We start from the raw sequence: 22,141 nt of genomic DNA on the forward strand, positions 1-22,141 counted from the left end.
TCAGGCGGCCGTCGGGCGGCGCAGTTCGGTGCGGCGCACGCGGCCGAACCGGCGCGGGTCGCCCATCCCGAACACGCCGGTCGTGACGCCCTCGGCGTCGACCCAGCGCGCGACGAAGCGCCCGTCGGCCGGTTCGCCGTCGACCACCTCGACGCGGTCGTCGGGCGAGGGGTGACCGGCGAGCTGGAGCATGCGCCCGTACTGCTCCGACCACACATAGCCGCTGGGGCGGAAGACCGCCCCTGGACGACCTGTGCGGCCCGCGAGCAGGTTGGCGGCGGCGACGGCGGCCTGCTCGCCGGCGCTCGTCCAGTGCTCGTGGCGGTGTCCCCGCCCCGGCCCGCCCGTGCCGCCCCAGCGGGCGACGTCGCCGACGGCGACCACGTTCGGCAGGTCGGTGACCATCCCGGCGTCGGTGCACACCCCGTTGTCGACACGCAGCCCGGAACCGTCGAGCCATCCGGTGTTCGGCGTGATGCCGATGCCGACGACCACGACGTCCGCCTTGACGGTCGTGCCGTCGCCGAGCTCGACGCCGACCACGCGGCGCGCGTCCCCGGCCGGCACCGTCGCGAGGCCCGCCACCGCGGTGCTCGGGCGCAGGTCGGTGCCGTGCTCGGCGTGCAGGTCGACGCAGCTGCGCGCGATGCGCGGCCCCAGGACCGGCGCCAGCGGCAGCGGCAGCCCGTCGAGGACGGTGACCTCGAGGCCCATCGCGCGGCAGGTGGACGCGACCTCGGCCCCGATGAATCCGCCGCCGACGATCGCGACGCGCGGCGCGCCGTCCCGCAGCGCGCGGCGGAGCGCGAGCGCGTCGTCCAGCGTGCGGAGCGTGTGCACGCCCTCGACGCCCGCGCTGCCGGGGAGCCGGCGGGCGCTGCCCCCGGTGGCGACGACGACGCCGTCGGTGGCCACGTCGGTGCCGTCGGCGAGCACGACCCGGCCGCCCGCCGGGTCGAGGCGGGCGGCGCTGACCCCGAGCCGCAGGTCGAGGTCCAGCTCGGCCTCGTCCTCGTCGTCGAGCAGGCCGATCGCGTCGAGGTCGGCGCTGCCGTCGAGGAACGCCTTCGACAGCGGGGGCCGGTCGTAGGGCCGGTGGGCGTCGTCGCCGAGCAGGACGAGCCGGCCGTCGTACCCGGCGGCGCGCAGCGCCTCGGCGGAGCGGACGCCGGCGACCGAACCGCCGACGATCGTGATGGTGTGCATGGGGCCTCCCGTGGGCCTCGACGAGGGGGACGGACCGGCGATGGGGACACCCCACGATCTGGAGCGATGAGTTGCGCACTGCGAGACACGATGCTCACTGCGCAACTCAAGACCGTGGGAGAAGTGAACGGCCTTGTCAAGAGGGGTCCGGACAGCGCCTGTGACGCACACCCGCGCGAAGTCGCCCGCGCGCTCTCTTGACACGGGACCTCGCGGTCGTCGACCGTGGTGTTGCGCATGACGGATCGTGTTCCTCATAGCGCAACTCAACGGCGAGTCGGCGTCAGGCCGCCGGTTCGCTCCCACATCGGGTCGCGGCCGCTCCGCCGGTCGGACGACGCCCCTCCCCCGCCGGCGTACCTCGAGGAGCACGGATTCATGACCACCGGAGAGATCGCACCGGAGATCGCGACGCCGGGCCTGCCGGCGAGCCTGCGCGGCACGCTGCCGGGCCGCTACTACACCGACCCCACGATCTTCGCGGCCGAGCAGGCCCTCATCTTCGAGACCGGCTGGTTCTGCGCGGTGCTCGCCGCCGACCTGGCCGCGGCCGGCGACTTCGAGACCGTGCAGATCGGGCGCGAGAGCGTGATCGTCGCGCGCGGCCGCGACGGCGCCGTCAACGCCTACCTCAACGTCTGCCGCCACCGCGGGGCGCGGATCTGCACCGAGGACAAGGGCAGCGTGCGGCGCTCCTTCCAGTGCCCGTACCACGCGTGGACCTACGGCCTCGACGGCAAGCTGATCTCCGCCCCGAACATCGGGGAGATGCCCGACATCGACCGGGTCGAGTACGGGCTGAACCGCGTGCACGTGCGCGAGTGGCTCGGCTACGTGTGGCTCTGCCTGGCCGAGGAGCCGCCCCCGTTCGAGGACACGGTGATCGGCGACGTCGCGGCCCGGCTCGGGTCGCCGGACGCGATCGTCGGCTACCAGGTCGCCGACCTGAAGCTGGGCCGGCGCATCTCGTACGACGTCCGGGCGAACTGGAAGCAGATCGTCGAGAACTTCATGGAGTGCTACCACTGCGGGACGATCCACCCGGAGCTCACCGAGGTGCTGCCGGAGTTCGCGAACGGTCTCGCGGCGCAGTACTTCGTCGGGCACGGCGCCGAGTTCGGCGAGGAGGTCGCCGGGTTCACCGTCGACGGCTCCGAGGGCCTCGAGCGCATCCCCGGGGTGGCCGAGGACCAGGACCGGCGCTACTACGCCATCACCGTGCGCCCGCAGGTGTTCATCAACCTCGTGCCCGACCACGTGGTGTTCCACCGCATGTTCCCGCTCACTGCGGAGCGCACGCTGGTGCTCTGCGACTGGCTGTACCTGCCCGAGGTCGTCGACTCCGGGGCGGACATCGACCGCTCCGTCGAGCTGTTCCACCGCGTCAACCAGCAGGACTTCGACGCCTGCGAGCGCTGCCAGGTCTCGATGGACTCGCGCTCCTACGCCCGCGGCGGCGTCCTCGTGCCCAGCGAGCACCACATCGGCGAGTTCCACGACTGGGTCGCCCGGCGCGTCGGCTGACCCACCCCGAGTCCCCAGGAGACCACCATGTCCATCACCCCCGAGAACCGCGGCCCGTCCGGCGACGGCGTCTCCACCGAGCGGTACCGCGACGCCTTCCGCGTGGCCGACGAGCTGGCGGTGCACGGCAGCGACTGCGTCTGCCCGACCTGCGCCGCGCGCCTCCCCGGACTCCTCGCCGAGCTCGCCGAGGCCATCCGCCGGGACTCCTCGGACTGACGTCGCCGCCATGGCAGCCACCGAGGGTTCCGCCGTCCAGTCGGTCGACCGCGCGATCACGATCCTGGAGATGGTCGCGGCGCGCGGCGAGCTCGGGATCACCGAGATCGCCGAGGAGCTCGACGTGCACAAGTCCACGGCGTGCCGGCTCGTGGCCGCGCTCCAGCAGCGCCACCTGCTCGAGCAGCTCGGCGAGCGCGGGAAGTACGCGCTGAGCTTCGGCGTCGTGCGCCTGGCGGCGGCCACCACGGCCCGTCTCGACGTCGCGCGCCTCGGGCAGCCCATCTGCCAGCAGCTGGCCGAGAGCCTGGGCGAGACCGTCAACATCGCCGTCACCGACGGCGAGGCCGGCATCACCGTCGCCCAGGAGTACGGGACGGCGGCGATCACCTCGCAGAACTGGGTCGGGCGACGCAGCCCCCTGCACGCCACCGGGGCGGGCAAGGTCCTGCTCGCGTGGATGCCCGAGGACGAGCGCCGCCCGGTCCTGCGGCGGCGCCTGACCCGCTACACCGACGACACCATCGTCGAGACCGCGGTGCTGCGCAACGAGCTGGCGCGCGTCCTCGACGAGGGGCACGCCCGCTCGTTCGAGGAGCTCGAGGTCGGCATGCACGCCGTCGCCGTGCCGGTGTTCTCCGCCGACGGCAGCGTCGGCTCGGCGCTGTCGGCCACCGGCCCCGCCTACCGGCTGCCCCGCCGGCGCGCCCGGGCCATCGTCACCGACCTGCGCGACGGCGCGGCGGAGCTGTCGGCGAAGCTCGGCTTCCGCGGGGAGTAGGCGCGCGCGTCGCCACCGGCGCGCCGCGACCGTCGGCGCGCGTCCCGGCGGAGGGCACCCCTCGCCCGTCTACCCGACGAACGGTGCCCTTCGCTCAGGACACCGGGCCGGGCGTCAGCGGAAGACCACCGTGCGGTGGCCGTCGACCAGCACCCGGCGCTCGCAGTGCCAGCGCACCGCCCGCGAGAGGGCCAGCGCCTCGGCGTCGCGGCCCACGGTCTGCAGGGCGCGCGGGTCGTAGGAGTGGTCGATGCGCACGACCTCCTGCTCGATGATCGGGCCCTCGTCGAGGTCGGCGGTGACGTAGTGCGCGGTGGCGCCGACGAACTTGACGCCGCGGTCGTAGGCCTGGTGGTAGGGCTTGGCGCCGGCGAAGCCGGGCAGGAACGAGTGGTGGATGTTGATCGCCCGGCCGCGCAGGGCCGCGCAGGTGCGGTCGGAGAGGACCTGCATGTAGCGGGCGAGCACCACCAGCTCGGCGTCGAGCTCGTCGACGATCCGCAGCATCGCGGCCTCGGCGTCGGGCTTCGTCGACGGCGTGACCGGCACGTGGAAGTACGGCAGGCCGGCGGACTCGGCCATCGGGCGCAGGGTCTCGTGGTTGCTCACGACGCCCACGAGCTGCGCGCCGAGGCTGCCCGAGCGCCAGCGGAAGAGCAGGTCGTTGAGGCAGTGCCCCGACGTGGAGACCATGACGAGCACGCGGGGCTCGTCCAGCCGGTGGAACGCGTGCTCCATCGCGAACGCCTCGGCCACCGGCGCGAAGCCCGCCGAGAGCGCCTCGAGGTCGGTGCCCGCGGGCGCGGCGACGCGCGTGCGCAGGAACAGGCGCCCGCTCACGGGGTCGTCGAACTGCTGGTGCTCGACGATGTCACCGCCGTGCGCGGCGAGGTGGCTGCTGACGGCCCGGACGATGCCGCTGCGGTTGGGGCAGCTCAGGGTCAGGACGAAGGACTGGCTCACGATGCGGTTCCCGTCAGCACTCGACGACGTTGAGAGCGAGCCCGCCGCGGGCCGTCTCCTTGTACTTGACCTTCATGTCGGCACCCGTCTCGCGCATCGTCTTGATGGCCTTGTCGAGCGAGACGTGGTGGATGCCGTCCCCGCGCACCGCCATCCGCGCGGCGGTGATCGCCTTGACCGACGCGACGGCGTTGCGCTCGATGCAGGGGATCTGCACGAGCCCGCCGACGGGGTCGCAGGTCAGGCCGAGGTTGTGCTCGATGCCGATCTCGGCGGCGTTCTCGACCTGCTCGGGCGAGCCCCCGAGCAGCTCCGCGAAGCCGGCGGCGGCCATCGAGCACGCCGAGCCGACCTCGCCCTGGCAGCCGACCTCGGCGCCCGAGATGGACGCGTTGCGCTTGAACAGCAGCCCGACCGCGCCCGCGGTGAGCAGGAAGCGCACGGCGGCGTCGTCGTCGAACGCCGGGAGCGACCGCGCCGCGTGGTGCAGCACCGCCGGCACGATCCCCGCCGCGCCGTTGGTGGGCGCGGTGACGACGCGCCCGCCGGCGGCGTTCTCCTCGTTGACCGCGAGCGCGTCGAGCGTCACGCGGTCCATGTCGGTGCAGCCCGCGCCCTCGGCGTCGAGGCGACGGCGCAGGTCGGGCGCGCGCCGGCGGACCTTCAGGCCGCCGGGGAGCACGCCCCCGGTGGAGCAGCCGCGCTCGACGCACGCGCGCATCACCGACCAGAGGTGCAGCAGCCCGGCGCGGGTCTCCGCCTCGGGGCGCCAGGCCCGCTCGTTGGCGAGCACCACGTCGCTGATCCGCAGCCCGTGGGTGCGCGCGATCGCGACGAGCTCGTCGCCGGTGCCGAACGGGTGGCGCTCGGGCGTCGCGTCCTCGCGCAGCACGGGCTCGCCGGTCTCGTCCTCGTCGAGGACGAAGCCGCCGCCCACCGAGTAGTACTCGCGGCGCTCCAGCCGGCGGCCCGCCGCGTCGTGCGCGGTGAAGACCATGCCGTTGCTGTGGAAGGGCAGGCGCTTGGTCCGGTGGAGCACGACGTCGTCGTCGACCGAGAAGTCGACCACCTGCTTGCCGGCCAGCGCGATGCGGCGCTCGGTCCGGGCCGCGGCGACCAGCGGGCCGGCCTCCACCGGGTCGACCAGGTGGGGCTGCTCGCCGCACAGGCCGAGGACGACCGCCGCGACGCTGCCGTGGCCGTGGCCCGTCGCGCCGAGCGAGCCGAACAGCTCGCACCGCACCGACGCGACGTCGTGCAGGCGCTCGGACTCGTGGAGGCGCGCGACGAACAGGAACGCGGCGCGCATCGGGCCCACCGTGTGCGAGCTGGACGGACCGATCCCGACCTTGAAGAGGTCGAACACCGAGATGGCCACGGGACACCCCCCAGGAGGCCGTGTCGGGCGTTTGATGTTGAGTTAGTATATCAGTATCGGTCGACAGAGAGAAGGAGTGCGTGCCTTGTTGTACGCTCCGTGCATGACCGTTCTCCCGGACGAGCAGGAGTCGAGTCCCCCGCTGTCGCTGTCCGAGCGCGCCTACCTGGCCATCCAGGACAAGCTGATCATGCTGGACATCCCGCCGATGGCGCCGATCGACGAGGTCGCGCTGGTGGAGTCCCTGGGGGTGGGGCGCACGCCCGTCCGCGAGGCGCTCAAGCGGCTCGAGGTCGACCGGCTGGTCGTGTCCTACGCCCGGCGCGGCACCTTCGCGACGGCCGTCGACATCACCGACCTCGCCTACATCTCCGACATCCGCGTCCAGCTCGAGCCCCTGGCCGCGCGCCGGGCGGCCGAGGACGCCTCGGCCGCGACGCGCGAGGAGCTCGCCGCGCTGGCCGACGCCACCGAGCGCCTCGACGTGCCCGAGCTGACGCGCGACGAGCTGATGCGCTGGGACATGCGCGTGCACCGGGCGATCTACCACGCGGCGGGCAACCCGCACCTCGAGGACACCCTCGTGCGCTACGACAACCTCGCGACGCGGATCTTCTGCCTGTTCCTCGACCGCATGCACGACTTCGTGTCCCACGTCGAGGAGCACGCCGGCCTGCTGCGCACGATCGCCGACGGCGAGGCCGACCTCGCCGCCCGCAAGGCCCGCCAGCACGTGCAGGGCTTCGAGAAGGCGATCCGCTCGGTCATCTGACCCCTGTGAGCGAAATTCCCGGCGATAGCCGGGAATGTCGCTCACGTGGGTCGGTCAGCGCAGGAGCTGCTCGCGGACGACCGCGGTGATCTTCGCGGCGCGCAGGACGACGTCGTCGACGGGGTCGATCGCGACCAGGAGCTCCTCGCGCACGGCGGGGTCGTGGATGTCGGCCAGGTCGACCTCGACCTCGACGCGCGCCGTCCCGACCGCCGCGCGCAGCGCCTCGGACGCCGCGGCGACGTCGACGGCCACCGTCCGCTGCCGCGCGCCGGGACCGGTCCGCAGCGCCTCGGCGAGGTCCAGGGCCCGCTCGGCCACCTCGATGACGCGCACCGCGGCCCGGGCCCCGTCCACCGGATCGGGTCCCGGGCCCTCGGTCGCGAGCCGCTGGGCGGTCGCGCGCAGCGCGTCGACGGCGTCCGTCACCGGGCCACCGCCCGGCGGCGCCGCCCGCGCGAGCAGGGCGACCCCCACCGCGGCGTGCAGCGCGGCCGGACCCCGGCCGCCCGGGCCGGTGGACGCGAGGGACTCCAGGACCTGATCGACCGTCTCGCTGCGCATCACGCCTCCCAGGGGGACGCCCTTGCGTCTTCGACCGCCGGTGTCTTCAGCGTCGGATCCGCGCCATCTCGGGGTCGACGAGCGGCTCGCTCGCCACCGTCGCACGCACGGGGTGCCCGAACCAGCGAATCTCCACGGGTGTCCCCGGCGCGAGTCCGGCGGGCAGCCACGCGTAGGCGATCGGCCGGCCGATGGTGTGGCCGAACGCCGCCGACGTCACGTAGCCCGCGGGCTCGCCGTCGACCAGCACCGGCTCGTGGCCGAGCACGACGCTGCGCCCGTCGTCCACGGTCAGGCAGGTCAGCGACCGCGTCACGTCCTGCGCGCCGGGCGCGGTGACGGCGTCGCGGCCCACGAAGTCGCCCTTGGTGGACGGGCGCACCGCGAAGCCCAGACCGGCCTCGTACGGCGAGTGCTCGGTCGTCATGTCGGCGCCCCAGCTGCGGTAGCCCTTCTCCAGGCGCAGGCTGTTGAAGGCCGCCCGCCCCGCGGCGACCACACCGAGCGGCTGCCCGGCGCGCCACAGCACGTCCCAGAGCCGCTGCCCGTACCCGGCCGTCGTGTAGATCTCCCAGCCGAGCTCCCCGACGTAGGACAGCCGCATCGCGGTGACCGGGACGCCGCCGATCTCGGTCTGCACGCAGCGGAAGAACTTCAGGCCCTCGTGGGAGAGGTCGGCCGAGGTCAGCGGCGCCACGAGGTCGCGGGCCAGCGGGCCCCAGACCCCGATGCAGCAGGTGCCCCCGGAGACGTCGCGCACCGTGACGTCGCCCGTCCGCGCGGCCGCGCGGCGCAGCAGGTCGAGGTCGAGCGGGCCGTTGGCGCCGACCTGGAAGAGCTCCGCGCCGAGCCGGGCCACGGTGAGGTCGCTGCGGATGCCGCCGGCCTCGTCGAGCGCGAGGGTGTAGGTCACCGAGCCGACCGACTTGTCCATCTTCCCGGTGGTCAGGCGGTCGAGCATCGCGCACGCGCCGGGCCCGGCCACCTCGATCCGGGTCAGCGACGTCATGTCGTACATCGCGACCGCGGTCCGGGTCCTCCACGCCTCCACCGCGGCGATCGGCGAGTGGAACCGCGCCGACCACGCGTCGCGCGCCGGCGGCTGCCACTCCGGCGGCAGCTCCGCGACCAGCGGCGCGTTCGCCTCGTACCACTGGGGCCGCTCCCAGCCGCGGGCCTCGAGGAACACCGCGCCCAGCTCGGTCTGGCGCGCGTGGAACGGGCTCGTCCGCACGTCGCGCGGCGAGAGCTTCGGCTGCAGCGGGTGCACGACGTCGTAGATCTCGACGAAGTTCTGCTGCGAGGTCTCGGCGACGTAGTCGTCGGCGAGCTGGAACTCCTCGAAGCGGTGCACCGAGCAGCCGTGCAGCTCGATCTCGCTGCGGCCGTCGACCAGCAGCTGCGCCACGCTGCGCGCGACGCCGGCGGAGTGGGTGACCCAGACGGCCTCGGCGATCCAGAACCCGGCGACGTCCGCCGACTCCCCCACCAGCGGCCCGCCATCGGGCGTGAACGAGAAGATGCCGTTGAAGCCCGTGTCGATCTTCGTGTCGTTCAGCGAGGGCAGCAGCAGGCGGCTCTCCTCCCACTGCGGCGCGAAGTCGTCCTCGGTGAACGGCAGCATCGAGGGCTGGCGGCTCTCGCTGACGTCGGACACCTCGGGCAGCTCGGCCAGCGAGACCGGCATCGGCCGGTGGGCGTAGGAGCCGATGCCGATGCGGTCGTGGTGCTCGCGGTAGTACAGGTCCTGGTCCTGGTGGCGCAGGATCGGCAGGCGGGCCTCGACGAGCTCGTCGTTGCGGCCGACGAGGTCGGGCACCTGGCCGGTGACCACGTACTGGTGGGCCAGCGGCAGCAGCGGCACCCGCATCCCGACCATCTCGCCGAGCTCGCGACCCCAGAACCCGGCGCAGGACACCACGATGTCCGCCGGCACGAGCCCGTGGTCGGTCTCGACCCCGGTCACGCGACCGCCCTGCTGGGCCACCCCGGTCACCCGGGTCGAGCCGCGGAACACCGCGCCGCGGGACTCCGCCCGGCGGATCAGCGCCGTCACCGCGCGGGCGGCCTTGGCGAGCCCGTCGGTGGGGGTGTGCAGGCCGCCGAGGATCCACGACGGGTCCATCAGCGGGTGCCGGCGGGCGCACTCGTCGACGTCGACGACCTCGGCCGGGATGCCCCGGGCGGCGGCCCAGCCCTGCTTGCGGTGCAGGTCGGCGAGCCGCTCGGGGGTGGTGGCGACCTCGAGCCCGCCGACCTGGTTGAAGCACCAGGCCCCGTCGACCTCGAGCGCCAGGAACTTCTCGACGGTGTAGGAGGCGAACTCGCTCATCGTCTTCGACGCGTTGGTCTGGAACACCAGGCCGGGCGCGTGCGAGGTCGACCCGCCGGTGAGCGGCAGGGGTCCCTGGTCGAGGACGGTGACGTCGGTCCAGCCGCGGGCGGTGAGCTCGTCGGCCAGGTTGGCGCCGACGATCCCGGCTCCGATGACGACGACGCGGGGTGTGGTGCTCATGGCGTCTCCACGCAAGGACGGTGGTTCAGGAACGGGAGTCGGCGGCGGCGTCGACGAGCCAGTCGGCGACGTAGCCGGCGAAGGAGCTGCGGACGACGATCTGCAGGTCGTCGACCGCGTGGGCGACGAGCAGGACGGCGGCCTGGCCGAGCAGGGTCTGGGCGCACCGGCCGCGCGGGAACGCCGCGGGCCGCAGGTCGAGCGCGCAGCCGAACGCGAGCAGGTCGCGTGCGGCGGCGCCGAGGACGCGCACGCTCGTGCGCTGGGCGGACACGTCGACGGCCATGCCGCCGTGGGCGGCGGCGGTCTCGTCGACGTGGAACTCCCACTCCTCGGGGTCGGCGGTGGTGCTGGTGAGCAGCCACTCGTCGGGGCCGAGGCGCACGGCGATGCCGGTGGGGTGGGCGGTCCACGTGTCCGGCGCGGACGGGAGCGGTCCGCCGACGGCCGCGGCCACGGCGTCCGGTCCGGTGCCGCGCGGGTCGACGCGCAGGTCGACGGCGGCGACGGGCGCCTCGAGCTCGAGGCGCAGCGCACCCGCGGTCCCGTCCTCGACGGCGGCGAGGCGGGCCCACCGGTCGGCGAGCGGGTGGACGGGGGTCAGGGTCCGGTCAGCCATCCGATCAGCCATCTCTGCGGGCTCCTTCCGGGTCGACGAGCACGGACTCGCCGGTACGGGCGGCGACGAGCTCGTCGCCGACGGGCACGTGGACGACCTCGCCGAGGCGCTCACGGCCGCCCTTGACCAGGGCGAGCGCGAAGGGCCGGGCGAGCTCGGCGCTGTGGTAGCTGGAGGTGACATGCCCGAGCATCGGCACGGGCGCCGGGGGCAGCGCGCCGTCGTCGCAGAAGCGCACGATCTGCGAGCCCTCGGGCAGCTTGGTGGCGGCGTCGGTCGGGAGCAGCGAGACCAGCTGCTTGCGCAGCGGGTTGCGGTTCTCCGCGCGGGCGTAGGAGCGCTTGCCGACGAAGTCGTCCTTCTTCTTCGACACGGCCCAGCCCATGCCCAGGTCGTGCGGCGAGACGGTGCCGTCGGTGTCCTGCCCGATGATCGGGTAGCCCTTCTCGGCGCGCAGGACGTGCATCGTCTCGGTGCCGTAGGGCGTGATGCCGTGGGGCTGCCCGGCCTCGACCAGCCGCGCCCACACCGCCGTCGCGTACCAGGAGCTGACCGTCACCTCGTAGGCCAGCTCGCCGGAGAACGAGATACGCGCGAGGCGCACCGGCACGCCGTCGAGCGTCGTGTCCTGCCAGGTCATGAAGCCGAAGGCGTCTCCCGAGACGTCCACGTCCGGGAACACGGCCCCGATGACGTCGCGCGAGCGCGGGCCCGCGACGGCGGCGATCGACCACTGCTCGGTGACCGAGGTGAGCCGCACCCGCAGCTCGGGCCACTCGGTCTGCAGCCACTCCTCCATCCAGTCGAGGACGTGCGCGGCGTTGCCGGTGGTGGTCGTGACGAGGAAGCGGTCCTCGGCGAGGCGCAGCACCGTGCCGTCGTCGAAGACCATGCCGTCGTTGCCGCACATCACGCCGTAGCGGACGCGTCCGACCTTCAGGCTCGACATCATGTTCGTGTAGAGCCGGTCGAGCAGCACCGGCGCGTCGGGCCCGCGGACGTCGATCTTGCCGAGCGTCGAGGCGTCCATGATCCCGACCGACGTGCGCACCGCGGCGCACTCGCGCAGCACGGCGGCGGTCATGTCCTCACCCGCCTGCGGGTAGTACCGGGCGCGCTTCCACTGCCCGATGTCCTCGAACTGCGCGCCGGCGGCCACGTGCCAGCCGTGCAGCGCGGTGGTGCGCACCGGGTCGAACAGGTCGCCGCGCTCGCGCCCGGCCAGCGCGGCGAACGCGACCGGCGTGTACGGCGGCCGGAACGTCGTGGTGCCGACGTCCTGGACGGGGCGGCCGGTGAGCTCGGCGAGGATGCCCAGGGCGAGGATGCCGGAGGTCTTGCCCTGGTCGTGCGCGGTGCCGATGGTCGTGTACCGCTTGACGTGCTCGGGGTGGGTCATCCCGGCGCCGACCGCGCGGGCCACGTCGGCGACGGTGGCGTCGCGCGCGATGTCGACGAACTGCCGGCTCGCCTCCCCCGGCGTGTGCCAGAGCACGAGCGTCGGCTCCGGCCACTCCTGCGCCGGGGCGACCGGCGCGTCCGGGCCGCCGGCCTCCCGCAGGACGTCGGCGAGGGCGAACGTGCCGTTGGCGGCGCCGACGGCGGTGATGCCCTCCGGCAACGGTGTGGCCGGACGGAACGCGCCGATCGCGGCGTCGTGGGCGAGGGATCCGCCGACGTGGCTGACCAGGTGCGCGGTGGGGTTCCAGCCGCCGCTGACCAGCAGCAGGTCGCAGGGGACCTCCCGGCGCTCCGGGCCCACGACCGCGGCCGTGAGGCGCCCGTCGCCGCGGGTGCCGTGGACGAGCGTGCCGGTCTCGACCGGGATGCCGCGCTCGTCGCAGCGCCGCCGCCAGGCCTGCGGCGCCCGCTCGCGGGCGTCGAGGACCCGCACCGACGCGCCCGCGTCGGCCAGGTCGACCGCGGCGGCGTAGGCGGCGTCGTCGCTGGTGAACACGACCACCTCGCGGCCGGCGCGCACGCCGTGGCGGTGCAGGAGGTCCCGCGCCGCCGAGGCGAGCATGATGCCGGGGCGGTCGTTGTCCTCGAACACGATCGGCCGCTCGATCGCCCCGGCGGCGACCACCACGCGCCCGGCGCGGATGCGGTGCACGCGCTGGCGGGTGCGGGCGGCCTCCCCGCGGCGCTCGAGGGCGAGCACGAAACCGTCGTCGAAGTGCCCGAAGGCGGTGGTGCGCTGCAGGTGCGTCACGGTCGGCGACGCCGCGAGCTCGGCGACGACGTCGGTGACGAACGCGAGGGACGGCGCGCCGTCGATCGTCTCGGTGCCGGTGAGCGTCCCGCCGGCGGCGGGCCGGTCGTCGACGAGCACGACGCTCTGCCCGGCGCGCGCCGCGGTGCGGGCGGCGAGGAGACCCGCCGGGCCGGCGCCGACGACGAGCACGTCGCAGTGGTGGTGACGCCGGTCGTACCGGGCGGTGTCGGGGACCTCGGCGAGCCGACCCTGCCCGTTGACCCCGCGCACGACGAGGCCGTCGGTGGCCTCGACCGTCGCGGCGAGCAGCATCGGCTCGGGGAACGGCTCCTCGACCTGGATCAGCCCGGTCGGGTCCTCGGTCCACGACGAGGTGATCCCGCGCGGCCGCCCGTACTTGACGCTCGTGGTCTGCGGGCGCGCGCCGTGGGCGAGCAGCACCGAGGCGACGGTGTCGCCCGGGTGCCCGGTGTAGGGCGTGCCGTCGACGGTGATGGTGATCGTGCGGCTGCGGTCGACGCGGCCGTACCCGGCGACGCGGCTCATGAGGTCAACTCCGAGGGGCCGATGAACTGGTGGGTGCGGGTGTCACGGACGGCGGTGAACCAGCGGCGGCAGCCCGCGGCGTGCACCCAGCGCTCGGCGAAGGGGCCCTTGGGGTTGTCGCGGAAGAACACGAAGTGCGCCCACTGCTCGTCGGTCAGCGAGGCCGGGTGCTCGGGGTAGGCCACGTGGGCCTGGCCGCCGTAGGAGAACTCGGTCTCCTCGCGGGGGCCGCACCAGGGGCAGGCGATGAGTTGCATGCGGGGGCTCCTCAGTGCGCCACGGCGGCGGCGCCGTGCTCGTCGACGAGGGCTCCGGTGACGAAGCGGTCGAGGCCGAACGGCGCGACGAGGGGGTGCGGGCGGCCGTGGGCGACGGTGTCGGCGAACGCCCAGCCCAGGCCCGGGGTCGCCTTGAAGCCGCCGGTCCCCCACCCGCAGTTGAGGAACACGTTCTCGTAGGGCGTCGCGCCGACGATCGGGCTCGCGTCCGGGGTGACGTCGACGACGCCGGCCCAGCTGCGCAGCAGGTGGGCGCGGGCGAACACCGGGAACAGCTCGACGGCCGCGGCCATCTGGCGCTCGATGATGTGGAACGCACCGCGCTGCCCGTAGCCGTTGTACGAGTCGACGCCGGCGCCCATCACCAGCTCGCCCTTGTGGGCCTGCGAGACGTACACGTGCACCGCGTTCGACATGACGATCGTCGGGTGCACCGGCTCGAGGAGCTCGGAGACCAGCGCCTGCAGCGGGTGCGACTGCAGCGGGGCGCGCACGCCGAGCATGTCCAGCAGCACCGAGGTGTGCCCGGCCGCGCAGAGGGCGACCGTGCCGGCGGCGATGGTGCCGCGGGTCGTGCGGACGCCGGTGACGCGGTCGCCGTCGCGCACGAAGCCGGTGACCTCGCAGTCCTGGATGATGTCGATGCCGGCCTCGCTGGCGCGCCGCGCGAAGCCCCAGGCCACGTAGTCGTGCTTGGCGATGCCCGCGCGCGGCTGGAACGTCGCCCCCTGGACCGGGTAGCGGATGTCGGCCGAGACGTTGACGATCGGGCAGACCTTCGCGACCTCGTCGGGCCCGAGCCACTCGGCGTCGATGCCGTTGAGCTTGTTCGCCTCGACGCGGCGCACCGAGTCGCGGACGTCCTGCTCGGTGTGCGCGAGGTTGAGCACGCCGCGCTGGCTGAACAGGATCGGGTAGCCGAGGTCGTCCTCGAGGCCCTCCCACAGCGTGAGCGCGTGCTCGTAGATGCCCGCCGACTCGTCCCACAGGTAGTTCGAGCGGATCAGGGTGGTGTTGCGGGCCATGTTGCCGCCCGCGAGCCACCCCTTCTCGAGCACCGCGACGTTGGTGATGCCGTGGTTCTTCGCGAGGTAGTGCGCGGTCGCGAGGCCGTGGCCCCCGCCGCCCACGATCACGACGTCGTAGACCTTCTTCGGCTCGGCGTCGTCCCAGAGGTGGTCGGGGTGTTCGGGCAGGTCGGCGCCCGGGGGGTTCGGTGCCGTCGTGGTGCTCATGCCTGCAGCTCCGGGTAGAGGGGGTGGCGGTCGGCGAGGGCGGCGACGCGCGCGGCGAGCGCGTCGAGCTCGGTGTCGGAGACCTGCGGGCGCAGGGCCCGGGCCACGACGTCGGCGACGATCACGAAGTCGTCGTCGTCGAAGCCGCGCGCGGCGAGCGCGGCGGTGCCGATCCGGACGCCGGAGCTGACCATCGGCGGGCGGGGGTCGAACGGGACGGCGTTGCGGTTGACCGTGATGCCGACCCGGTGCAGGCGGTCCTCGGCCTGCTTGCCGTCGAGCTCGGAGTCGCGCAGGTCGACCAGGACCAGGTGCACGTCGGTGCCGCCGGAGACGACGCCGACGCCGCGCTCGGCGAGCAGCCGGTCGGCCAGGATGCGGGCGCCGGCCAGCGTGCGGACCTGCCGGTCGCGGAACTCGGGCTCGCCCGCGAGCTTGAACGCCACGGCCTTGGCGGCGATCACGTGCTCGAGCGGGCCGCCCTGCTGACCAGGGAAGACGCTGGAGTTCAGCTTCTTCGCGAGCGCCTTGTCGGCGGAGAGGATCACGCCACCCCGCGGGCCGCCGAGGGTCTTGTGGGTCGTCGAGGTGATGACGTGCGCGTGCGGCACCGGCGACGGGTGCAGGCCCGCGGCGACGAGGCCGGCGAAGTGCGCCATGTCGACCATGAACCAGGCGCCGACCTCGTCGGCGATGCGGCGGAACTCCGCGAAGTCCTGCTGGCGCGGGTACGCCGACCAGCCAGCGATGATCAGCTTCGGGCGCCGCTCGTGGGCGAGGCGCTCGACCTCGGCCATGTCGACGCGGTGGTCGTCGGCGCGCACGTGGTAGGCCGCGACGTCGTAGAGCCGTCCCGAGAAGTTCAGGTGCATGCCGTGGGTGAGGTGGCCGCCGTGCGCCAGCGCGAGGCCCAGGATCGTGTCGCCGGGCTCGAGGAGCGCGGCCATGACCGCGGCGTTGGCCTGCGCGCCGGAGTGCGGCTGGACGTTGGCGAACTCGGCGCCGAAGAGCGCCTTCAGGCGGTCGATCGCGAGCTGCTCGACGACGTCGACGTGCTCGCAGCCGCCGTAGTAGCGCCGGCCCGGGTAGCCCTCGGCGTACTTGTTGGTCAGGACCGAGCCCTGCGCCTCCATCACCGCGAGCGGCGCGAAGTTCTCGCTCGCGATCATCTCGAGCGTGCCGTGCTGGCGGCGGAGCTCGCGGTGGACGGCGGCGGCGACCTCGGGGTCGGCCTGTGCGAGCGACCGGGCGAGCACCGGGACGGTGCGACCCTCGGGTGCAGCGGTGATCGACATCCGCGAACCTCATCGTAGCCAACTGATATATCTGACGGCGCTGACTGTAGACACGAACGCCGAGCAGGGTCAACACTCAGGGCGGCTCGGATGTGAGGAGGACGCGGGAATGCCCGAGGACGTGACGACGGCGGCGACGGACACCGATCCGTGGACGGCGGGGTTCGAGATGGGCCGGCTGGATCAGCAGCTCGCGGCGCTGGTCCTGCGCGACCGGCCGGTGGGCCTGACCATCCGGAGCGTGAACCGCGACGAGGCCGCCGCGATCGCGCGGCGGCGGGGCTACGGGCTGGACCTGCGCCCGGTCGAGGAGAGCCGGGGCGCGTGTGGGCGGTGTTCTCGCCCGAGTAGCGCCGGGTCAGTCCTCGGGAGCCACGAACAGCGTGCTCATCGACGTCTGCCCGTCGACGCCGCCGGACAGCGGGTGGCCGATGACCAGCTCCGCGCCGGTGACCAGCAGCAGAGCGAGCAGGAAGATCCCGACTGCGGCGACGACGTGGCGGGCGAGGCCGGGGGACGCCGATCGTGATCGTCTGGTCACGGTGAGGAAACGACTCAGCGGGACGGGTGGTACGGCTCGGGCCCGAGAACCGCGGCGGCGGCCCAGCCGCCCACGCCCGGGACCAGGCTCACCGCCGTCGCCCGCGACCGCCATCCCGCCCGCGCCACCGTGAGCGCGATCGCCGCCAGGTACGCGCACCCGTGGATCGGCCCCACGAGCGCGGCGACACCGTCGACGTGGACGGTCACGAGGTTCGCGAGCAGCACGACGAGGCTGACGAGCTCGACGGTCGCGGCGACCCGCAGCGGCACCGGTCACACCCCCGTGCTCGAGCCGGGCCGCACGATCATCAGGACGGTCACCACCGCCCAGGCAGGTTGAACGCGCCCGTCGCGGCGGCGAGGCGGCCGGTCGACGCGACGAGGTCCTCGCGGACCCCGACGCCCGCCAGCAGCGCCCGCTGGCGCGGCAGGACCACGCCCGCCAGCACCCCCGCCGCCGCGACCGTGAGCGCGATCGACACCAGCACCCACGGCTCGGTGAGCACCCCCATCGACGACGCCGTCGCCAGCCCGAACACCGGGACGGCGATGCCGACGAGCGCGTAGGTCCGGCAGATGCGCGCGAGCACGGGCAGCCGGGCCGCGGCGCCGGCGTCGTGACCCAGGGCCCGGCGGGCCTCGGGCGGGAACATGCTGGCCGCGACGCACACCGGACCGATCGCGACGATCGCCGCGAGGACGTGGACGGCGAGCAGGACCGCGTTCACGCGACCGCCTCCCTGGTTTCAGTCCACCTGTAAGTGCTTACAGTGGGACTGTAACCCGAGACGGAAGGGGTCGGCGTGGGCGAGGTCGCCGGACCGCCGCCGCCCAGCGCGGCGTTCCTGCTGATGGCCCTCGGGCGTCGGGTCCGCGAGGAGGTCGAGGGTGCGCTCAAGGCGGAGGGGATCGCGATGCGCCACCTGTCCGCGCTCGGCCACCTCGCCCCGGACCCCGGCCTGTCCTACAGCGAGCTCGCGCGCCGCGCCGGGGTCACGCCGCAGAGCATGCAGGCCACGCTCACCGCGCTCGAGGAGCGCGGCGCCGTCGCCCGCGACACCGATCCCGGCCGCGGCCGCACCGCCGAGCTCCACGTCACCGCGGAGGGCGCGCGCCTGCGGCGGGCCGGGACGGGCGTCGTCGCCGGCGTCGACGACCGCCTGCGCGCCCGGCTCGGCGACGCGACCTACGACGCGCTCGCCCGGACATTGTTCGAGCTGTTCCGCGAGGAGAGCTGATGCTGCGCACGGTGGCCCGCGTCCTGCTGGGCCTCGTCCTGCTCGCGGCCGGCACGGCGCACCTCACCGTGGCGCGGGAGGCGTTCCGCGCGCAGGTGCCGTCGTGGTTCCCGGCCGACGCCGACGCGGTGGTCGTCGTGTCCGGGGTGGTCGAGATCGTCCTCGGCCTGGCCGTGCTCCTGCTGGTCCGCCGGCGCGCCGTGGTCGGCCTGGTCGTCGCCGCGTTCTTCGTCGCGATCTTCCCGGGCAACGTCGCGCAGTACCTCGAGGGGCGCTCGGCGTTCGGTCTCGACACCGACGGCGCGCGGGCCGTGCGCCTGCTGTTCCAGCCGCTGCTCGTCGCGTGGGCCCTGTGGTGCACCGGCGCGTGGACGTGGCTGCGCGGGCGGCGGCGCGAGCCCGCGAGGACCTAGGAGGCGCCGACGATGCGCAGCGCGAACGCGCTGTACTGCTCGGCGACGGCCTCCGCGCTGAGCGCGCCCTCCGGGGAGAACCACCGCGCGACGCTCACGCTCATCTCCCGGATGGCGAAGGACGCGAGCGCCGGCGACTCGACCCGGAACTCGCCGGCCGCCACGCCCGCGGCGATGACGGCGCGCAGCGCGTGCTCGTGCTCGCGGCGGCGGGCCTGCATCTCGCCGAAGGCGGGCTCGGACAGGCTGCCGGTGTCGCGGTTGACCACGAGCGCCTCGCGGCGGTGCGTGGCGTGGCGGTGGACGTAGACCCGGGTGGCCTCGCGCAGCTGGCGGGTCGGCGTGTCGGCCGGGTCGAGGACGCGGTGGAAGTCGGCGAGCACGCCGGCGGTCGTGCGGTCGACGATCGTGCGCAGCAGGTCGTGCTTGGACCCCATGTGGTTGTAGAGGCTGGGCGTGCGGACCCCGAGGACCTCGGCGATCTCGCTCAGGGCGGTGCCGTGGTAGCCGCGCTGCGCGAACAGCGTGAGCGCGGCGTCGAGGACGACGTCGGGGTTCAGCGCCGTCCGCGTCGCGCGCCGCACCGCGAGGTCGGCCGGGTCCGTGCTCACGCCGGCCATGGTGCCACGACGAACGAGCGTTAGTGAGCCTTGTGAGCAGGCCGGGACGCTCGCTACGGTCAAACTAACGAGCGTTCATCAGCCCGGGGAGGCGCGATGCTGCGGACCGAGGTGATCCGGCCCGTCCACGAGCTGCTCGACGGTCACGCCGCCGGGCGTCCCGAGGACGTCGCGTTCGCCGACGACGTGCGCACGGTGACCTGGGCGCAGCTCGCCACGTCGACGCGCCGGCTCGCCGGTCACCTCGCGGCGCTCGGGGTCGTGCCCGGCGACCGCGTCGTCATGGTGATGGGGAACGCGGTCGAGGTCGCCGAGACCTATCTCGCGGTCCCCCGCGCCGGCGCGATCGCGGTGTGCCTCAACCCGGACGCGGCGCCGGCGGAGCTGGAGTACATGCTCGCCGACTCCGGCGCCCGCGCCGTGGTCACCGACACCGCGCACGCCGACCTGGTCGCGGGGCTGGTCGGTCCCGACGTCCCCGTGGTGCTGGCGGGCGGCACCCGGCCGGGCTGGGCGTCGTACGCCGACCTGCTCGCCCGCGAGCCCGGGGTCGCCGCGCCCGACCCCGTCGACCTCGACGTCACGGCGTACATGCTCTACACCTCCGGCACCACCGGGCGCCCCAAGGGCGTCGAGCTGAGCCTGCGCAGCTGCCTCTGGGTGGTCGCGGCGTGCTGGGCACCCATCGTCGGCCTCGGCCCCGACGACGTCGTGCTCTGCGCGCTCCCGCTGTTCCACTCCTACGCCCTGGACATGTGCGTGCTGGGCGTGGTCGCCACCGGGGCCGGCGAGCGCATCCTGCCGCGCTTCTCCCCCACCCGGATCCTCGAGATGCTCGGCGGACCGGAGCGCCACACCGTCCTGCCCGGGGTCCCCACCGGCTTCTCCTACCTGCTGCAGGCGGCCGGCGACCGGCCGCCGGCCCACCGCCTGCGCCTGGCCGTCTCGGCCGGCGCGATCCTCCCGGCGGCCGTCGACGAGGAGTTCGAGCGCGTCTTCGGGGTCCAGCTGCTCGACGGCTACGGCATCACCGAGACCTCCACGATGGTCGTGATGAACTGGCCGCACGGGACGCGGCCGTACGGCTCGTGCGGCCTGCCGCTGCCGGGCCTCGCGGTCCGGCTGGTCGATCCCGCGACCGGCACCGACGCCCCGCCCGGCGGCGAGGGCGAGCTCTGGGTGCGCGGGCCGAGCGTCATGCGCGGCTACTGGGGCAAGCCCGAGCAGACCGCGAGCGTGCTCGTCGACGGCTGGTACCGCACCGGCGACCTCGCCCGGGCCGACGCCGACGGCTACCTGACGATCAGCGGGCGGACCAAGGAGATGATCATCCGCGGCGGCGAGAACATCTACCCCGCCGAGATCGAGAACGTGCTGCTGGTCGCCGAGGGGGTCGCCGACGCCGCCGTCGTCGGCCGCGCGCACCCCGACCTCGGCGAGGAGCCGGTGGCCTTCGTCGTGCCCGAGGGTGACGCCGAGCCCGACCTGGACGTGCTCGCGGCGCACTGCCGGGAACGCCTCTCGTGGTTCAAGGTCCCCGCGGACGTCCGGGTCGTCGACGTCATCCCGCGCACGGGGTCGGGGAAGATCAAGCGCTTCGAACTGGCGCGGCTGCTCACCGGCGAGAGGGCCCCGGCATGAAGGTCGGCGACATCGAGATCGTCCCGGTGATCGACGGGACCGGGCGGGAACGGGCCCGCGAGGTGCTCTCCGCCCCCGGCGGCGACCGGTGGGCCTGCCACCCCGAGCACCTCGACGCCCACGGCGACCTCGAGCTGACGCTCGGCGGGTTCCTCATTGCGACCGGCGACCGGCTCGTGCTCGTCGACGCCGGCGTGGGCCGCATCCGCAACGACCACTACGCCGGCGGCGGCCTCCTCGACGCCCTCGCCGCGCTCGGCGTCACCACCGACCAGGTCACCGACGTGGTGTTCACCCACCTGCACTTCGACCACGTCGGCTGGGCCACCAGCAAGGGCGAGGTCGTCTTCGACCGCGCCACCTACCGCGTCCACGCGGCCGACTGGACGCACTTCGTCGACGCGCCCGACGCCGACCCCGGCGCGGTGCGCAAGCTCGCGCCGCTGCGGGAGCGCCTCGCGACCTTCGACGCCGAGCACACCGTCGCCCCCGGCCTCGACGCCCGCCCCACGCCCGGCCACACCCCCGGCTCGACCACCTACGTCGTCTCCAGCCGCGAGGAGCGCGCCCTGCTCATCGGGGACGTCGCGCACTCCGTGGTGGAGCTCGAGGAGCCCGACTGGGAGGCCGTGTTCGACGTCGACCCCCGTGCCGCGCAGGCGGTGCGCCACCGCCTCGTCGACGAGGTCGCCGACACCGACGCCCTCGTCGCCGCCGCCCACTTCCCCGGCCTCGCCTTCGGCCGGATCGTCACCGTCGGCGGCCAGCGCCGCTTCCTCGCCACCTAGGAGCTCGTCCATGGATCTGCAGCTCGCCGGCACCACCGTGCTGGTCACCGGGGCCGGACAGGGCCTCGGCCGCGCGATCGGCGAGGCCTTCGCCGCCGAGGGCGCCCAGGTCGCGTTCGGCTACAACACCTCGTCCGCGGGCGCCGAGGAGGCCGCCGAGACGGCCCGCGCCGCCGGGGTCAAGGCGATCGCCGTCGCCGTCGACACCCGGGACGACGACGCGGTGGCCCGGGCGCTCGCCACCGTCGAGGCCGAGCTCGGGCCGATCGGGGTCCTGGTCAACAACGCGGCGGTCACCAGCCGCGGCCGCTTCCTCGAGCGCTCCGCCGACGAGTTCGCCGCCGAGATCGACGTGACCGTCACCGGCACGGTGCGCATCTCGCACGCCGTCGCGAAGCGCATGGCCGAGCACGGCGGCGGCGCGATCGTCTCGCTCATGGGCGACTCGGGCCGGGTCGGCGAGTCGGGGCTCACCGTCACCGCCACCGCCCGCTCGTCGACCCTGGGGCTGACGAAGTCGCTGGCCAAGGAGCTGGCCCGCCACGGCATCCGGGCGAACGCCGTGTCGATCGGGCTCGTGCAGACCGACCGGTTCTCCGCGCACGCCGGCGGTACCGACGACGAGCGCCTGAAGAAGATCACCGCGCTCTACCCGCTGCGCCGCCTCGGCCGCCCCGAGGACGTGACCCCGACGATCCTGCTGCTCGCCTCGCCGTGCTCGTCGTGGACCACCGGCCAGGTCGTGTCGGTCAACGGCGGCTTCGCGATGCCGTGAGCGAGGGAGGAGC

At 74.1% G+C, this 22,141-nt stretch carries 22 protein-coding genes and 1 pseudogene; 10 read left to right on the forward strand and 13 right to left on the reverse strand.

All coding sequences use genetic code 11. The features are described 5' to 3' along the window. Positions 1–1,206: an NAD(P)/FAD-dependent oxidoreductase gene (locus PHK61_RS22675; RefSeq protein WP_274283278.1), complete on the reverse strand. Its 1,206-nt coding sequence runs from the start codon at positions 1,204–1,206 to the stop codon at positions 1–3. A 378-nt stretch (positions 1,207–1,584) separates the two neighbouring features. Here PHK61_RS22675 and PHK61_RS22680 point away from each other — a divergent pair, with 378 nt between their 5' ends. From PHK61_RS22680 to PHK61_RS22690, 3 genes are read left to right on the forward strand one after another with little or no spacing between them, the layout of a single operon-like run. Beyond that, complete coding sequence (locus tag PHK61_RS22680) at positions 1,585–2,730, forward strand: aromatic ring-hydroxylating oxygenase subunit alpha (RefSeq protein ID WP_274283279.1); 1,146 nt, start codon at positions 1,585–1,587, stop codon at positions 2,728–2,730. A gap of 27 nt (positions 2,731–2,757) precedes the next feature. Continuing rightward, positions 2,758–2,949, forward strand: coding sequence for a hypothetical protein (locus PHK61_RS22685; protein ID WP_274283280.1), 192 nt, complete (start codon positions 2,758–2,760; stop codon positions 2,947–2,949). A 10-nt stretch (positions 2,950–2,959) separates the two neighbouring features. Continuing rightward, complete coding sequence (locus tag PHK61_RS22690) at positions 2,960–3,730, forward strand: IclR family transcriptional regulator (protein WP_274283281.1); 771 nt, start codon at positions 2,960–2,962, stop codon at positions 3,728–3,730. 114 nt (positions 3,731–3,844) lie between these two features. Here PHK61_RS22690 and purU read toward each other — a convergent pair whose 3' ends face one another. Both purU and PHK61_RS22700 read right to left on the reverse strand, forming a co-directional pair. After that, the gene (gene purU, locus PHK61_RS22695; RefSeq protein WP_274283282.1) at positions 3,845–4,693 is read right to left on the reverse strand and encodes a formyltetrahydrofolate deformylase; all 849 of its coding nucleotides are present in this window, start codon (positions 4,691–4,693) and stop codon (positions 3,845–3,847) included. Between the two features lie 13 nt (positions 4,694–4,706). Continuing rightward, a complete protein-coding gene (locus PHK61_RS22700) occupies positions 4,707–6,071 on the reverse strand; it encodes an L-serine ammonia-lyase (RefSeq protein ID WP_274283283.1) in 1,365 nt (454 codons plus the stop codon). Between the two features lie 103 nt (positions 6,072–6,174). Between PHK61_RS22700 and PHK61_RS22705 the strand changes: the two genes are divergently transcribed. Next, a complete protein-coding gene (locus tag PHK61_RS22705; RefSeq protein ID WP_274283284.1) occupies positions 6,175–6,843 on the forward strand; it encodes a GntR family transcriptional regulator in 669 nt (222 codons plus the stop codon). 54 nt (positions 6,844–6,897) lie between these two features. Here the strand turns inward: PHK61_RS22705 and PHK61_RS22710 are convergent, their stop codons facing one another. From PHK61_RS22710 to glyA, 7 genes are read right to left on the reverse strand one after another with little or no spacing between them, the layout of a single operon-like run. Then, on the reverse strand, positions 6,898–7,407 hold the full coding sequence (locus PHK61_RS22710) for a hypothetical protein (protein WP_274283285.1): 510 nt from the start codon (positions 7,405–7,407) through the stop codon (positions 6,898–6,900). Between the two features lie 46 nt (positions 7,408–7,453). Continuing rightward, positions 7,454–9,922, reverse strand: coding sequence for a GcvT family protein (locus PHK61_RS22715; RefSeq protein WP_274283286.1), 2,469 nt, complete (start codon positions 9,920–9,922; stop codon positions 7,454–7,456). Between the two features lie 25 nt (positions 9,923–9,947). Further along, positions 9,948–10,541, reverse strand: a complete 594-nt coding sequence (locus PHK61_RS22720) for a sarcosine oxidase subunit gamma (protein ID WP_274283287.1) — start codon at positions 10,539–10,541, stop codon at positions 9,948–9,950. A gap of 4 nt (positions 10,542–10,545) precedes the next feature. Next, entirely contained in the window at positions 10,546–13,302 is a 2,757-nt protein-coding gene (locus PHK61_RS22725) for a 2Fe-2S iron-sulfur cluster-binding protein (RefSeq protein WP_274283288.1), read from the reverse strand. Beyond that, on the reverse strand, positions 13,299–13,559 hold the full coding sequence (locus PHK61_RS22730) for a sarcosine oxidase subunit delta (protein ID WP_274283289.1): 261 nt from the start codon (positions 13,557–13,559) through the stop codon (positions 13,299–13,301). The genes PHK61_RS22725 and PHK61_RS22730 overlap by 4 nt, the downstream gene beginning before the upstream one ends. An 11-nt stretch (positions 13,560–13,570) precedes the next feature. Continuing rightward, the gene (locus PHK61_RS22735) at positions 13,571–14,815 is read right to left on the reverse strand and encodes a sarcosine oxidase subunit beta family protein (protein WP_274283290.1); all 1,245 of its coding nucleotides are present in this window, start codon (positions 14,813–14,815) and stop codon (positions 13,571–13,573) included. Further along, a complete protein-coding gene (gene glyA, locus PHK61_RS22740) occupies positions 14,812–16,110 on the reverse strand; it encodes a serine hydroxymethyltransferase (RefSeq protein WP_274283291.1) in 1,299 nt (432 codons plus the stop codon). Before glyA ends, PHK61_RS22735 begins: the two co-directional genes overlap by 4 nt. Between glyA and PHK61_RS22745 the strand changes: the two genes are divergently transcribed. Continuing rightward, positions 16,100–16,639, forward strand: coding sequence for a hypothetical protein (locus PHK61_RS22745; RefSeq protein ID WP_274283292.1), 540 nt, complete (start codon positions 16,100–16,102; stop codon positions 16,637–16,639). The two genes, glyA and PHK61_RS22745, sit on opposite strands and share 11 nt — an antisense overlap. Before the next feature lie 26 nt (positions 16,640–16,665). On the opposite strand, the gene PHK61_RS22750 is transcribed toward PHK61_RS22745, so the two are convergent. Both PHK61_RS22750 and PHK61_RS22755 read right to left on the reverse strand, forming a co-directional pair. Further along, complete coding sequence (locus tag PHK61_RS22750; protein WP_274283293.1) at positions 16,666–16,923, reverse strand: DUF3817 domain-containing protein; 258 nt, start codon at positions 16,921–16,923, stop codon at positions 16,666–16,668. A 3-nt stretch (positions 16,924–16,926) separates the two neighbouring features. After that, positions 16,927–17,381: pseudogene (locus PHK61_RS22755) on the reverse strand (hypothetical protein). Positions 17,382–17,456: 75 nt separating this feature from the next. Here PHK61_RS22755 and PHK61_RS22760 point away from each other — a divergent pair. Both PHK61_RS22760 and PHK61_RS22765 read left to right on the forward strand, forming a co-directional pair. Further along, positions 17,457–17,891, forward strand: coding sequence for a MarR family winged helix-turn-helix transcriptional regulator (locus tag PHK61_RS22760; protein WP_274283294.1), 435 nt, complete (start codon positions 17,457–17,459; stop codon positions 17,889–17,891). Then, the gene (locus PHK61_RS22765) at positions 17,891–18,304 is read left to right on the forward strand and encodes a DoxX family protein (RefSeq protein ID WP_274283295.1); all 414 of its coding nucleotides are present in this window, start codon (positions 17,891–17,893) and stop codon (positions 18,302–18,304) included. The genes PHK61_RS22760 and PHK61_RS22765 overlap by 1 nt, the downstream gene beginning before the upstream one ends. Here the strand turns inward: PHK61_RS22765 and PHK61_RS22770 are convergent. Further along, entirely contained in the window at positions 18,301–18,915 is a 615-nt protein-coding gene (locus PHK61_RS22770; protein WP_274283296.1) for a TetR/AcrR family transcriptional regulator, read from the reverse strand. The genes PHK61_RS22765 and PHK61_RS22770 overlap by 4 nt on opposite strands. A gap of 105 nt (positions 18,916–19,020) precedes the next feature. Between PHK61_RS22770 and PHK61_RS22775 the strand changes: the two genes are divergently transcribed. The 3 genes from PHK61_RS22775 to PHK61_RS22785 are packed head-to-tail and all read left to right on the forward strand — an operon-like array spanning position 19,021 to position 22,128. Continuing rightward, positions 19,021–20,565: a class I adenylate-forming enzyme family protein gene (locus PHK61_RS22775; RefSeq protein WP_274283297.1), complete on the forward strand. Its 1,545-nt coding sequence runs from the start codon at positions 19,021–19,023 to the stop codon at positions 20,563–20,565. Then, positions 20,562–21,353, forward strand: coding sequence for an MBL fold metallo-hydrolase (locus tag PHK61_RS22780; RefSeq protein ID WP_274283298.1), 792 nt, complete (start codon positions 20,562–20,564; stop codon positions 21,351–21,353). The genes PHK61_RS22775 and PHK61_RS22780 overlap by 4 nt, the downstream gene beginning before the upstream one ends. 10 nt (positions 21,354–21,363) lie before the next feature. Next, positions 21,364–22,128, forward strand: a complete 765-nt coding sequence (locus PHK61_RS22785) for an SDR family NAD(P)-dependent oxidoreductase (RefSeq protein WP_274283299.1) — start codon at positions 21,364–21,366, stop codon at positions 22,126–22,128. The last annotated feature ends 13 nt before the right edge of the window (positions 22,129–22,141 follow it).

Origin of the sequence: Actinomycetospora lutea, from assembly GCF_028737205.1 — a bacterium.
Taxonomy (GTDB): Bacteria; Actinomycetota; Actinomycetes; order Mycobacteriales; family Pseudonocardiaceae; genus Actinomycetospora; species Actinomycetospora lutea.

Excerpts from the sequence above, each read along its gene's own strand:
- PHK61_RS22675 (WP_274283278.1), bottom strand. The coding sequence starts at position 1,206 with ATGCACACCATCACGATCGTCGGCGGTTCGGTCGCCGGCGTCCGCTCC.
- PHK61_RS22680 (WP_274283279.1), top strand. The coding sequence starts at position 1,585 with ATGACCACCGGAGAGATCGCACCGGAGATCGCGACGCCGGGCCTGCCG.
- PHK61_RS22685 (WP_274283280.1), top strand. The coding sequence starts at position 2,758 with ATGTCCATCACCCCCGAGAACCGCGGCCCGTCCGGCGACGGCGTCTCC.
- PHK61_RS22690 (WP_274283281.1), top strand. The coding sequence starts at position 2,960 with ATGGCAGCCACCGAGGGTTCCGCCGTCCAGTCGGTCGACCGCGCGATC.
- PHK61_RS22705 (WP_274283284.1), top strand. The coding sequence starts at position 6,175 with ATGACCGTTCTCCCGGACGAGCAGGAGTCGAGTCCCCCGCTGTCGCTG.
- PHK61_RS22710 (WP_274283285.1), bottom strand. The coding sequence starts at position 7,407 with ATGCGCAGCGAGACGGTCGATCAGGTCCTGGAGTCCCTCGCGTCCACC.
- PHK61_RS22715 (WP_274283286.1), bottom strand. The coding sequence starts at position 9,922 with ATGAGCACCACACCCCGCGTCGTCGTCATCGGAGCCGGGATCGTCGGC.
- PHK61_RS22720 (WP_274283287.1), bottom strand. The coding sequence starts at position 10,541 with ATGGCTGACCGGACCCTGACCCCCGTCCACCCGCTCGCCGACCGGTGG.
- PHK61_RS22725 (WP_274283288.1), bottom strand. The coding sequence starts at position 13,302 with ATGAGCCGCGTCGCCGGGTACGGCCGCGTCGACCGCAGCCGCACGATC.
- PHK61_RS22730 (WP_274283289.1), bottom strand. The coding sequence starts at position 13,559 with ATGCAACTCATCGCCTGCCCCTGGTGCGGCCCCCGCGAGGAGACCGAG.
- PHK61_RS22735 (WP_274283290.1), bottom strand. The coding sequence starts at position 14,815 with ATGAGCACCACGACGGCACCGAACCCCCCGGGCGCCGACCTGCCCGAA.
- glyA (WP_274283291.1), bottom strand. The coding sequence starts at position 16,110 with ATGTCGATCACCGCTGCACCCGAGGGTCGCACCGTCCCGGTGCTCGCC.
- PHK61_RS22765 (WP_274283295.1), top strand. The coding sequence starts at position 17,891 with ATGCTGCGCACGGTGGCCCGCGTCCTGCTGGGCCTCGTCCTGCTCGCG.
- PHK61_RS22775 (WP_274283297.1), top strand. The coding sequence starts at position 19,021 with ATGCTGCGGACCGAGGTGATCCGGCCCGTCCACGAGCTGCTCGACGGT.
- PHK61_RS22780 (WP_274283298.1), top strand. The coding sequence starts at position 20,562 with ATGAAGGTCGGCGACATCGAGATCGTCCCGGTGATCGACGGGACCGGG.
- PHK61_RS22785 (WP_274283299.1), top strand. The coding sequence starts at position 21,364 with ATGGATCTGCAGCTCGCCGGCACCACCGTGCTGGTCACCGGGGCCGGA.